This window comes from Dactylosporangium sp. CS-033363 (genome assembly GCF_050942475.1).
Classification (GTDB): domain Bacteria; phylum Actinomycetota; class Actinomycetes; order Mycobacteriales; family Micromonosporaceae; genus Dactylosporangium.
Genome location: NZ_CP192032.1, coordinates 10,108,943 through 10,121,226, shown reverse-complemented (window position 1 = coordinate 10,121,226; position 12,284 = coordinate 10,108,943). Strand labels below are relative to the sequence as shown.

The 12,284-nt window shown below is 70.8% G+C and carries 10 protein-coding genes; 4 read left to right on the top strand and 6 right to left on the bottom strand.

The window, feature by feature from the left end:
* Nucleotides 1-120 precede the first annotated feature (120 nt).
* A complete protein-coding gene (locus ACQPZ4_RS46685) occupies nucleotides 121-1,041 on the top strand; it encodes a ComF family protein (RefSeq protein WP_433051809.1) in 921 nt (306 codons plus the stop codon).
* Nucleotides 1,042-1,464: 423 nt separating this feature from the next.
* The gene (hpf, locus tag ACQPZ4_RS46680; RefSeq protein ID WP_433051806.1) at nucleotides 1,465-2,109 is read left to right on the top strand and encodes a ribosome hibernation-promoting factor, HPF/YfiA family; all 645 of its coding nucleotides are present in this window, start codon (nucleotides 1,465-1,467) and stop codon (nucleotides 2,107-2,109) included.
* Between the two features lie 64 nt (nucleotides 2,110-2,173).
* Here the strand turns inward: hpf and ACQPZ4_RS46675 are convergent, their stop codons facing one another.
* From ACQPZ4_RS46675 to ACQPZ4_RS46665, 3 genes are read right to left on the bottom strand one after another with little or no spacing between them, the layout of a single operon-like run.
* A complete protein-coding gene (locus ACQPZ4_RS46675; RefSeq protein WP_433051803.1) occupies nucleotides 2,174-3,310 on the bottom strand; it encodes a glycerophosphodiester phosphodiesterase in 1,137 nt (378 codons plus the stop codon).
* 41 nt (nucleotides 3,311-3,351) lie between these two features.
* Nucleotides 3,352-4,404: a GNAT family N-acetyltransferase gene (locus ACQPZ4_RS46670; protein ID WP_433051800.1), complete on the bottom strand. Its 1,053-nt coding sequence runs from the start codon at nucleotides 4,402-4,404 to the stop codon at nucleotides 3,352-3,354.
* A complete protein-coding gene (locus ACQPZ4_RS46665) occupies nucleotides 4,401-5,549 on the bottom strand; it encodes a GNAT family N-acetyltransferase (RefSeq protein WP_433051797.1) in 1,149 nt (382 codons plus the stop codon). The genes ACQPZ4_RS46670 and ACQPZ4_RS46665 overlap by 4 nt, the downstream gene beginning before the upstream one ends.
* A gap of 172 nt (nucleotides 5,550-5,721) precedes the next feature.
* On the opposite strand from ACQPZ4_RS46665, the gene secA reads away from it, so the two are divergent.
* A complete protein-coding gene (gene secA, locus ACQPZ4_RS46660) occupies nucleotides 5,722-8,637 on the top strand; it encodes a preprotein translocase subunit SecA (protein ID WP_433051794.1) in 2,916 nt (971 codons plus the stop codon).
* 985 nt (nucleotides 8,638-9,622) lie between these two features.
* Here secA and ACQPZ4_RS46655 read toward each other — a convergent pair.
* Entirely contained in the window at nucleotides 9,623-10,270 is a 648-nt protein-coding gene (locus ACQPZ4_RS46655) for an Rv3235 family protein (protein WP_433051791.1), read from the bottom strand.
* A gap of 170 nt (nucleotides 10,271-10,440) precedes the next feature.
* On the bottom strand, nucleotides 10,441-10,677 hold the full coding sequence (locus ACQPZ4_RS46650; RefSeq protein WP_433051788.1) for a helix-turn-helix domain-containing protein: 237 nt from the start codon (nucleotides 10,675-10,677) through the stop codon (nucleotides 10,441-10,443).
* Nucleotides 10,678-10,789: 112 nt separating this feature from the next.
* On the opposite strand from ACQPZ4_RS46650, the gene ACQPZ4_RS46645 reads away from it, so the two are divergent.
* Nucleotides 10,790-11,296 (top strand): DUF6912 family protein, encoded by a 507-nt coding sequence (locus tag ACQPZ4_RS46645; protein ID WP_433051784.1) that lies wholly within the window; start codon nucleotides 10,790-10,792, stop codon nucleotides 11,294-11,296.
* Here ACQPZ4_RS46645 and ACQPZ4_RS46640 read toward each other — a convergent pair.
* Entirely contained in the window at nucleotides 11,293-12,138 is an 846-nt protein-coding gene (locus ACQPZ4_RS46640) for a hypothetical protein (RefSeq protein ID WP_433051781.1), read from the bottom strand. The two genes, ACQPZ4_RS46645 and ACQPZ4_RS46640, sit on opposite strands and share 4 nt — an antisense overlap.
* Nucleotides 12,139-12,284: the final 146 nt, after the last annotated feature.

Below are 12,284 nucleotides of genomic sequence, written 5' to 3'. Positions count from 1 at the left end.
GTCGGGTGGCGCTGGTTTCGCCTGTCCGGGCGGCGCCGGTTTCGCGTGCGCCGGTTCCGCGTGGTCGGGTGGGGCCGGTTCGTGGCGGTGGGCCGGGGTTGCGTTGGGCGCGGTGGCGTCGTGACCGCGGTGCGCGGGTTTGTCGACGCGCTGCTGGATCTCGTGCTGCCGGCCACGTGTGCGGGGTGCGACGAGCCGGCGGCGCGGGCGCTGTGCGATCCCTGCCTGGCGGCGCTCCACCGGGTGCCACCGCGGGCGACGCGGCCCGATCCGGCGCCGGACGGGATGCCGCCCACGTACGCGCTGGCGGCCTATGCCGGGGTGCTGCAGCGGGCGGTCGTGCAGTTCAAGGAGAAGAACCGGCACGAGCTGGCCGGGGCGCTCGGTGGGCTGCTCGGCCGGGTGGTCGATCGGGCCGTGGCGGGTTCCGGGGCGCCCGTGGTGCTGGTGCCGGTGCCCTCCACGGCGGCGGCGGTACGGCGGCGGCACGGTGATCACATGCTGCGGCTGGCCCGGGCGGCGGCGCGTGGGCGGCCTGGAGCGGCGATCGCGCGGCCGTTGCGGGCGCTGCCCCGGCGGGACGACTCGGCCGAGCTGACGGCCGCTCAGCGGGCTGCCGCCGCACGGGACGCCTTCGCGGTGCGGACCGGGGACGCGGCCGCGCTGAGGGCCCGGGTCGAGCGGGACGGGGCCGTGGTCGTGGTGCTGGACGACATCGTCACCACCGGGGTCACCCTCACCGCGGCCGCGCGCCGGCTGGAGGAGGCGGGCGTGCCGGTGCATCGCGCCGCGGTGCTGGCCGCGACTCAGCGACGCCGGGAACGGCCGCCCGCTCACCCGGAGGCGGCGACTCAGCGCCGCCGGGAACGGTCGCCGGCTCACCCGGAGGCGGCGACTCAGCGCTGCCGGGAACGGCCGCCCGCTCACCCGGAGGCCGCGACTCAGCGCCGCCGGGAACGGCCGCCGGCTCAGCTGGCCGGCGGTCCGGCCGCCGTCGCGGATCGGTGGCGTCGCGACCGGGCGTCGAGGGTGGCGGATTAACCCGTCGCGCGGCGGGCATCCTCTCCTCGCGGCCGTTCGGTGTGGGAGTGAGGCCGGTGGGCAACGGGCGCTACGCAACGTCAGCGGTAGATCACGAGATTTACCCGATTTGTACGGATAGTAACTTCGTGCGTAGCCTGCGGTAATCCCTCGGGGTGGGTTTCGCGTCGGGAAATGGCCGTTCTTCTGAACCAGGGGTGACTAGCGGCTGTCCTCGGTTTAACGTCGAGAGACGACCAATGCTCGCCACGGCGGCGCTCCCGGGCGAGCCGCGGTGAGAAGGCCGCGAAGGGAGGACCTGACACCCGCTGTTTCGGTCGCGTACCGCGTAGGGCTCAGCCTCTGGGGAGGCGCGTTCCGGCCGAGTCTCGAAACCGAAACCCGAACCCGAAATCTGCGAAGAACCCGTGGGGGAGGTCAGGAGTGGACATCGTCGTCAAGGGCCGCAACGTCGAGGTGCCCGATCACTACCGGCAGCATGTCGCTGACAAGCTGACGAAGGTCGAGCGCTACGACCACAAGCTCATCCGTGTCGACGTCGAGTTGTTTCACGAGCGCAATCCGCGCCAATCCGATCACTGTCAGCGAGTCGAGATCACGTGTTACTCGCGTGGTCCGGTGATCCGGGCGGAGGCCTGCGCCGCCGACTTCTACAGCGCCCTGGACGCCGCGATCAGCAAGCTGGACAGCCGGCTGAGCCGCGCCGCCGATCGACGGCGGGTACACCGGGGACGGCACTCGCCGGTCTCCGTGGCCGCCGCGACCGCGTCACTCGCATTCACGCCGCCCGAGCAGTACGGCACCACCGCGCTCGTCACCCAGACCGAGCTGCTCCAATCGGAGCGTGTGGACGGCATCGACCTCCTCGAGGAGGCCGATGAGCAGCCGTGGCACATCGTGCGCGAGAAAGAACACCCCGGTGAGCCGATGACCGTCGACGACGCGCTGTTCCACATGGAGCTGCTCGGCCACGACTTCTATCTGTTCAACGACAAGGAGTCGGGGCGCCCGAGTGTGGTCTATCGCCGCCGGGCGTACGACTACGGCGTCATGAGCCTCGGGATGTAACGACATAACCGACCGTGCTTCGGTGGGACGCCCGGTGCCGGGGCATCCCACCGAAGCAGGTTGCCTAACGGGACTGCAGGAACAGGTCCCGGGCCAGGAACGCGGTGTCCGGGTAGTCGGCGAAGACCCCGTCGAGGCCGGCCGCCAGGAAGACCCTGACCTCTTCGAGGATGTTGCCCCACGCGTTGAGGTCGTCGCCCACGCGCAGGTTCAGCGGCAGGAACTGGTTCTCGTTGCGGAACGTCCACGCGTGGACCTTGAGCCCGCGCGCGTGCGCGTCGTGGATCAGCGGCGTGGGCTGCAGCAGGTTGCCGGCCGTGTCGCGGGCGATGACCAGGTTCTTGGTCGCCCCGACGCCGTCGGTGAACGCCTTGAGGTAGTCCAGCCCGGCCGGCTTGGCCAGGTCCGCCCACGTGCGCGGGTCGCCGCTGGTCTTGAAGTCGAACGGCTGGCCGGCGGCGTCGAGCAGGACGACCGACGGGGTGTCGACGAGCCCGCGCAGCTTCTTGATGCTGGTCGGCTCGAAGGACTGCAGGAAGACCGCCGCGTTGCGCCCGGCGAGGTTGTTGCGCTTGAGCACCCGGGCGACCAGCGGCTCGAGGGCCAGGCCGATCGAGTTGAAATAGGTGGGGTGCTTGGTCTCGGGGTACACCCCGATCGTCCGCCCGACCCGCTTGCCCTCCTCGCGCGCGAGGTCGATGACCTCCTGGAAGGTCGGGATCTGGAACAGCCCGTTGTAGATGGTGTTGTGCGTGCGCACCGCGGGCAGCCGCTCGACCGCGCGCAGCGTCTTGAGCTCGGCGAGCGTGAAGTCCTCGGTGAACCAGCCGGTCACCGCGACCCCGTCGACCGTCTTGGTGGTCTTGCGGGAGGCGAACTGCGGCTTGGTGGAGACGTCGGTGGTGCCGCCGATCTCGTTCTCGTGCCGGGCGACGAGCTGTCCGTCCTTGGTCGGCACGAGGTCGGGCTCGATGAAGTCGGCGCCGAGGTCGATGGCGAGGCGGTAGGAGGCCAGGGTGTGCTCGGGTCGGTGCCCGCTGGCGCCGCGGTGGCCGATGACCAGCGGTCGGGCCGGGCGGTGGCGATCCCGGTCGGTCTGGGAGTCGGCGGCGTTGGCGACGGCGGGGCTGACGAGGGCAGCGGGCAGCACGGCCGCGCCGGCCGCCACGCTCATCCCGGAAATCACTGCACGACGACGCATGGCCCTTACAAAAGAGGCCCGACCGCAACGTCACATGACGATCAGGTGGCCGCCGGGCGCAGTTTGGCGAACGCAACGTTGTCGATCCAGTCACCTGCCGGACCGGGCAGGCGCTTCTCCTGTACGACCTCGCGGAAGTACCCCGCCGCCGCCAGCACCCGCTGCGAGGCCTCGTTGTCCCCGGCGGTCCCGGCGACCATCCGGTTCATCCCGATCTCGAAGCCCCAGTCGGTGACGAGCCGCGCGGCGCGCGCCGCGTACCCGTGGCCGCGCGCCTCGGGGCTCAGGCTGTAGCCGATCATGGCCTCGCGCAGCACGGGATCGCTGTAGTACAGCGCGATCTCACCGAGGTACGCGTCGTCGGCCGCGCGCCGGATCGTCAGCTCCGCGCGCTCCCCGGCCAGCCACCGCGAGGCGGACTCGGCGCACTTGCGCGCCATGAGGGTCGGCGTGAGCGGCGAGTGCACGACGGCCCGGCCGCTCACGTCCGGCAGGATCCGCAGGTTGTACGTCACGTCGGCGTCACCGGCACCGAGCGGCCGGAGGACGATCACGCCGTCGGTGAGCTCGCCGTCCGGCAGATCGGGCAGCGGGCGCGGGGCGGGACCGGCCGGGTCGTCGGCCAGCCGCGAGAAGACCGCCAGGTCGTACCGTGTGCCGTCGCGCCGCTCGCCCGCGCCGCGGGCGACGCCCTCCCGGGAGTACCCGGCGGCGATCGCGACCCGTTGACTGGCGGCGTTCTCGGCCTCGATTTCAAGGTACAAACGCTGCATCTTGTCCTTGAAGAGCTCGGCCCCGAGCAACTCCAGCGCGGCGGTGGCCACGCGGCGCCCGCGCGCGGCCGGGACGACCCAGTAGCCGACCGAGGCGACGCCGTGCCCGCGCGGCATCCAGCCGACGCACCCGAGCACCTCGCCGGTCTCGCCGTCGACCGCGGCCCGCTCGTGCTCGCCGCGCGCGATGAAGTCCAGGGCGTCCGCGCGCGTGTAGGGGGCGGGGAGCGTCGGGATGTACATCTGCGTCGTGGGGTCGTTGCAGGCCTCGACGATGACGCCGGCGTCCTCGGGGCGCCACGCGCGCAGGACCACGCTCACGTGAGGTCTCCCGGCAGCAGGGTGGCCACCCAGCCGTCGACGCGCTCGCCGCGCTGGACGCAGCTGTCGCGCTGCACGCCCTCCACCACGAACCCCACCTTCTCCGCCACCCGGCGGGACGCGTCGTTGCCCACGTGGGCGCGCCACACGATACGGCCCAGGGCGAGGCGCTCGAAACCGAAGGCGCAGGCGGCGCGCACGGCCTCCGTCGTGAAACCCTTGCCGCGGGCCCACGGCGCGGCCGAATACCCGACCTCGGCGGTCACCGGGTCGAGGGCGCTGATGCGCAGATCGACGGTGCCGGCGAAGCGGTCGTCGCCGTCGGCAAAGGCAAAGCCCGCTCCGGTACCGCGCAGCCACATCGCCGGGTACGCGTGCCGGATGAAGTCGCGGCCCTGCTCCGGCCGGTAGTCCAGCGGGATCGAGGTCCACTGGATGGTGTCGGGATCCCGGAACGTGGCCACCACGTCGTCGAGGTCCTCGTCGCGCAGGGTGCGCAGGGTGCCCGGGCCGGCCGGCAGGCGGATCGGCGGGTGGCTGAGCGCGTGGGCGCGGCGCGCACCCGGGCCGCCGGGCGCCACCCAGGCCGGCGGGGTGTCGCAGACCTCGCCGGGCAGCAGCACGCCGTGCCAGCCGTCGGCGAAGCCGCCGCCGCGGGCGGGAAGGGCGGCGCGCACGTACCCGTCGAACGTGAACCCGACCCGCTCGGCCGACAGCTTGGAGGCGTGGTTGCCGACCTCCGCGCGCCAGATCAGCCGGCGCAGCCCGAGCACCTCGAACGCCCAGTGCGCGACCGCGCGCCCGGCCCGCTCGGCGACCCGGCGGCCGCGGGCCCACGGCGCCACCCAGGTGCCGACCTCCGCGTCGCCCCGGGCCCGGTCGAGCGCGACCAGGCCGCCGGAGGCGAGCAGGTCACCCGAGCGGGCGTCGAAGACCCCGAGCGGCGCCGAGGTCTCGGTCGCCCAGGCCGCGCGGGTGAGCGCGCCGGTGAAGTCCGCGGCGTGTTCGTGCAGGTAGGGGACGGGCACCATGGTCCAGCGCTGGATGAGGGGGTCCTGGCACGCCCGGAACACGTCATCGGCGTCCTCGGGCTGCCAGGCGCGCAGGACGAGTCCGTCACCGGTGGCGAGTTCGATCGGGTCCATGAACGCCGATCCTGCCTCATGGGTCGCCGCCCGGAGGCGGATATTTCCGCGGTTTGTTGGGCGTTTTGTACCGGTTTAGTGATGAATGTCCGTTGAGCGGGTGGACAGGGGCGGCAGGTCGGCGGAGAAGCCGCCTACGATGGGTCGCAGACGTTTGAGGGAGCGCTGACCCGTGTCGATTTTCGAGAAGATCCTCCGCGCCGGCGAGGGCCGGATGGTGCGCAGGTTGAAGGCCGTCGCCGACGCCGTCAACTCGCTGGAGGACGAGTATGCCGACCTGACCGACGAAGAGCTCGCCGGCATGACCGAACAGTTCAAGGAACGGCTCGCCGACGGTCAGACGCTGGACGACATCCTGCCGGAGGCGTTCGCGGTCACCCGCGAGGCGGCCTCCCGGGTGCTGGGCCAGCGCCACTACGACGTGCAGATCATGGGCGGCGCGGCCCTGCACTACGGCAACATCGCCGAGATGAAGACCGGTGAGGGCAAGACCCTGACCTGTGTCCTTCCGGCGTACCTCAACGCGCTGTCCGGCAAGGGCGTGCACGTCATCACCACGAACGACTACCTGGCCCAGCGCGACGCCGAGTGGATGGGGCGCGTGCACCGCTTCCTCGGCCTCACCGTCGGCACGGTGCTGCCCAACCAGCCGTCCAGCGCGCACAAGGCCGCCTACGAGTGCGACATCACGTACGGCACGAACAACGAGTTCGGCTTCGACTACCTGCGCGACAACATGGCCTGGTCGAAGGACGAGCTCGTGCAGCGCGGCCACAACTTCGCGATCGTCGACGAGGTCGACTCGATCCTCATCGACGAGGCCCGCACCCCGCTGATCATCGCCGGCCCGGCCGAGCAGTCGGCCCGGTGGTACCAGGAGTTCGCCCGCGTGGTGAACCGCCTGAAGCGCGGCAAGGAGGGCGAGGCCGACTACGACGTCGACGAGTCGAAGCGGACCATCTCGGTCACCGAGCGCGGCGTGACCAAGGTCGAGGACCAGCTGGGCATCGACAACCTGTACGAGTCGGTGAACACGCCCCTGGTCGGGTACCTCAACAACGCGATCAAGGCCAAGGAGCTGTACAAGAAGGACAAGGACTACGTCGTCAACGAGGGCGAGGTCCTCATCGTCGACGAGTTCACCGGCCGCATCCTGCACGGCCGGCGGTACAACGAGGGCATGCACCAGGCCATCGAGGCCAAAGAGGGCGTCGAGATCAAGCAGGAGAACCAGACCCTCGCCTCGATCACGCTGCAGAACTTCTTCCGCCTGTACTCGAAGCTGTCCGGCATGACCGGTACCGCGCAGACCGAGGCGGCCGAGTTCAACAAGGTCTACAACGTCGGCGTCGTGTCCATCCCGACGCACCGCTCGATGATCCGCATCGACCACCCCGACGTGATCTACAAGACGGAGAAGGCGAAGTACAACGCCGTCGTCGAGGACATCGTCGAGCGGCACAGCCTCGGCCAGCCCATCCTCGTCGGCACGGTCTCGGTCGAGAAGTCCGAGCTGCTCTCCCAGCTGCTGCGCCGCAAGGGCATCCCGCACGCCGTGCTCAACGCGAAGTTCCACGCCAAGGAGGCGGAGATCGTCGCGCAGGCCGGCCGCAAGGGCGCGGTCACGGTCGCCACCAACATGGCCGGCCGCGGCACCGACATCCTGCTCGGCGGCAACGCGGAGTACCTCGCCAACGCCGAGCTGCGCCAGCGCGGGATCACCGAGGAGGAGACGCCGGACGAGTACGAGAAGGCGTTCGCCGAGATCCTCCCGGAGTTCGAGAAGCTCGTCGAGGACGAGTCGGACGAGGTCACCGACGCCGGCGGCCTCTACGTGCTCGGCACCGAGCGGCACGAGTCCCGCCGCATCGACAACCAGCTCCGCGGCCGCTCCGGCCGGCAGGGCGACCCGGGCGAGTCGCGCTTCTACCTCTCGCTGCAGGACGAGCTCATGCGCCGCTTCCGCGCCAGCGCGGTCGAGGCGGTCATGGACCGGTTCAACATCCCCGAGGACGTGCCGATCGAGTCGAAGATGGTCACGCGCCAGATCAAGAGCGCGCAGACCCAGATCGAGGCGCAGAACGCGGAGATCCGCAAGAACGTCCTCAAGTACGACGAGGTCCTCAACAAGCAGCGCAAGGTCATCTACGCCGAGCGCAAGCGCGTGCTCGACGGCGAGGACCTCAGCGAGCAGGTCCGCAACATGGTCGACGACGTCATCGGCGCCTACGTCGTCGGCGCCACCTCCCTCGGCGAGACCGCGGAGGACTGGGACCTCGAGCAGCTGTGGACCAGCCTCAAGCAGCTCTACCCGGTCGGCGTCACGATCGAGGACCTGGAGGAGGAGGGCGGCGGCCAGATCGACCCCGAGTTCCTCCGCGTCCAGCTCATCGAGGACGCCCACGCCGCGTACGACCGCCGCGAAGAGGAACTCGGCGCCGAGGCCGTCCGCGAGCTCGAGCGCCAGGTGCTGCTCAACGTCATCGACCGCAAGTGGCGCGAGCACCTCTACGAGATGGACTACCTCCAGGAGGGCATCACCCTCCGCGCCTACGCGCAGCGCGACCCGGTCGTGGAATATCAGCGCGAGGGCTTCGACATGTTCCAGCAGATGCAGGAGGGCATCAAGGAAGAGGCGATCGGCTTCCTCTTCAACCTGGAGGTCCACGTCGAGGAGGCGGTCGAGGAGATCCCGACCGAGTCCGACGACGAGGCCGACAGCGACGCCCCCGCGGTGCGCCTCTCCGACCACCCGGTCGAGATCCGCGCCAAGGGCCTCGGCGGGAACCGGATGCCGCGCTCCTTGCAGTACTCCGCCCCCACCATCGACGGCGCGGCCGGCGAGGCCGGGGTCGTGATCGAGCAGGAGCAGGCGCCGGCGCTCGGGCTCGGGACCAACGGCTCTTCGGCCGGCGAGCGTCCTTCGCCTTCGGCGGCTCGGCGGTCCGGTCCGCCTTCGCCTGGGGTGCGGAAGCCATCGCCGGGGCAGGCTGTGGCGGGGAACGGGCCTTCGCGGAATGCGCCTTGCCCTTGCGGCTCTGGGAAGAAGTACAAGCGCTGCCACGGCGCCCCGGGCGGGCCGGCCTGATCGGCGGTTGATTTCGGCTTTTCGGAAGCGGGCGTCCCCTTTGGTGGGGGCGCCCGCTTTCTTGTGTTCCTGCTTCTTTTGGTTCGTGCGTGCTCTGGTTCGCCGCCTGGTTGCCTCGGTTCTTTGCCGCGGCTGGGGTTGCGGTGTGCCGGGCATGAGGGGCGGCCGCCGCAAGTGCTCTTGGGGGAGTGCGGCGGCCGCGCTCATGTGGGTGGGTCTCTTGGTTTGGGCGGTCGCCGTGGACGTGGCCCAGCGAATCCACGGCGACCGCGCTTTGGGGTGGTGGGGCTTGGCTGAGCGGTGAGCTTGGTCGAGCGGTGGGCTTGGGCTTGGGCTGGGCGCTGGTTGGGCGCTGGGCTTTGGTCGGGCGCTGGGCCTTGGTCGGGCGCTGGGCTTTGGTTGGGCGCTGGGCTTTGGTTGGGCGCTGGGCTTTGGTTGGGCGCTGGGCTTTGGTTGCGCGGTGGGGCTTTGGTTGCGCGGTGGGGCTCTGGTTGCGCGGTGGGGCTCTGGTTGGACGGTGGGCTTGAGTCGGGCGGTGGGCTTTGGTCGGGCGGCCGCCGCGGAGGAGGCGAATCGGATCCGCGGCGGCCGCGCTCGGGTGGTGGGGTCTCCTCTGTCGGGACGGCCGCCGTGGACGAGGCCCATCAATCCACGGCGACCGCGTTCGGGGCGGCCATCCCGGCTTTCGCGACGGCCGCGCTCGTTCGTCGGTGGGGGTTGGATCCCAGTGCACCCGCCGCCTCGAGAGCTACCGAGCACACCGGGGGAACGTGCGGTGGGTGGCGGCCATCGCGCCCCGGCACGAGTGGGCGCGATGGCCGCCGGTGGAGGGCTGCCCGCCCGGCCCACCGAATCCGGGTAGGTGCCCTCCGGGTCCGCCGCTCGGCCGGTCCCTCCCCAAGCGAGCGGCGGGTGCGACGGCGGTGGCCGGGCCGTCCTGCCCCGTGCCGGGACGGACCGGCCGCCGCCGTGGTGTGCGTGGTGGTCAGATGACGGTGACGACGGTGCAGATCCAGCCGAGTACGCCGGTGTTCGGGCGGTCCTGTTTCTCCATGCGGATGGCCATCGCCCAGGCGACCGGGCCGTGTTCGAGCACGACCACGCCCTCGGAGATGCCCGGTTTTGGCTCGGTCACGAGCAGGCGGCGGATGCGGACCAGAGTGCCCTGGCGGGCGGCCTGGCCGGGGGTCATGCGGATGCGGACGGTACGGCGCAGCAGCTGGTCGCTGATGTCGCCGAACCTCTTCGGGTGGGCCAGCGGGCGGAGCTGGTTCGGCGGGCGGTACCCGTTCAGCACCTCCACGCACAGGCTCGTGAAGCGCTTCGCTGCCTGGTAGGCCTCCGAACGGTTCGTTGGCAGCGGCGCTGGAGCCGCGGCCGGTTTGGCCGGCTGTGGGCCGGGTGTGGCGCCGGACCAGTCCAGCGGGAGCTGGTCCATGTCGTAGGGCGGCGGGTCGACCAGGCGCAGGCGCGGCGGGTCGACCACCGGGGGGTCCAGGGGCGGGGGTAGGCGCAGGACCACTGCCGGGCCGGGGGCCGTGGTCTGGCCGGGTGCGCGGAGGCCATGGCTCGGCTGCTGGTGCCGCCGGGCGCGTGTGGTGCGGCTCGGCCGTTGCTCGGTGATCGCCGCCATGAGAAGCCCCCCGATGCTTGCGTTTGCCTTCGATTGCCTCCACCAAACGTTGTATCGAGGGCGCACGACACCGTCAAGAAGCCTGCGTTTGCTTACGTTGGCCTATGACCCGGTTGAGTCGCGTACGTCCTTTCGCGCACGCGGACCATCCGTGACCGAAATGACCGGAGTCAGGCGAGGTCTGGATCTTCGCGGTCGACCAGGGGATTGGTGCGGACCCACTCGGCGGTCTCGGCGTACTTGCGCTCGATGTACTCCTCGAGCTTGCTGCGCTCGATGCGCCACTGGCCGCGGCCGCCGACCTTGATCGCCGGCAGTTCTCCGCTGCGCACCATGTGGTACACCTGCGAGGCCGACACGTTCAGCTGCTCGGCTACGTCGGCCATGAGGAGAAACCGCGGCTCCATCGGCTCAGTTTGCCATCGTTCGCTTGTCACTGGTTACGACGATCGCGAGAAGACCGGTCATGACACGCCCGACATGCGTGTCGAAACCCGGGCAAGGGTGTAGGACAAGAGCGTGACGACGGACTCCACGCGCGTGTATCTGCCCGCGACGCTCGCTCAGCTCGCCGTCCTGCGCGAGAGCGGCGAACTGCCGCCGCCGACGGAGGCGCATGCGGTCACTCCGTCGCTTCGGGAGTGGTACGCCGAGGGCGACGAGGAGGAACTGGAGTACGTCGCCTTCACCCGCGCCGCCCAGAGCGCGCTGCGGCTCCTGCGCCACGACGCCAAGGCCCCGCGGCGGCGCGTGGTGATCTCGGCGGACCTGCCGGCGGTACACGTGAAGATGGACGGACTCGAGCTCGGATCGAGCCTGGTCGACATCTCCGGACGGATCGCCCTGCGCACCGTCGCGGCCATCCACGTGGACGGGCAGGCGGCCGAGGCCGACATCGCGGCGGCGGCGGACGTGGTCGAGGAGGCCGAGGCCGGCGACCCGGACGCACAGTTCACCGTCGATGGAGCCGAAGACCACGAGCTCGAGTGGTACGACCCGACGGAACTCGACACCCTCGTCGGCTAGTTCCGCTTCAGCGTGCGCCCGACCAGGATCATCGCCACGAAGGCGCCTGCGAAGAGCAGGATCAGGCCGTGGTTGACCTGCTCCGGCAGGCGGTTGGCGATGATCGCGGCGTCGAACTCGCTCTCCTTCGCCACGGCGTGGGAGAGCGGCAGGCCGCCGATCCAGCCGATCAGCGCCGCGCCCAGGGTGAGCAGGCCGGGGATGCCGCCGGCGAGCGGGTACGCGGGCCAGGGCAGGGCCAGCCCGGTGCGCCGCAGGTAGCCGAAGGCCAGCGCGCCGGCCGCGATGCCGCTGACGATGGACGAGGTCAGCTGCAGCCGGTACGACGCGTCGGCCATGCTGCCGACCGTTTCCTGGTTGCCGAAGAGGTTGACGAGGTCGTTCTGAAAGTACGCCACGAGGAGGCCGATCGCGGAGGCCACCACGCCCGCCGCCGCGCCCGCGGCGATGGTGCTGATCGGCTGGGCCGCCGCGACCAGGCCACCGAGCAGACCGGCGACGGCGACGGTGACCGCGACATAGGTCACCGAAGGTCCCGAGTGGTACGCCGCGAGCATCCCGCCCATCGCGAGCAGGCCGATGGGGAGGCCGCCGATCATGCCGTACAAGAGCCGCTTCTGGATCTTCGCTTCTGGCGCGAAGCGTCCGACCGAAAGAACGCCCAGCGCGGCGGCGGCGATCAGGGTCGGCGTGAGGATGCCAGGCAGGACCAGCGCGGCCACCGCGGGCCCCGGGACGTGCCCGTATGCGGAGAAGAGGGTCAGGAAGAGCAGCACGAGCGCGAACCCGGCCACGAACACGGCGCGCACCGGCCGCCACGTCTCCACGGGTTTCTCGGTCACCTCAGCACGCTTCGCACCCACGGGGTAGAAGCGTACGCGAGCCGGTTTGTCAACCCGCGACCCGTGCGATGACACGCTGCGTGACCGAAAACAACGCTCTGTGAGCGGAATCCGGACCCCCTCCCGACCCGTGCGAGGATGGAGAA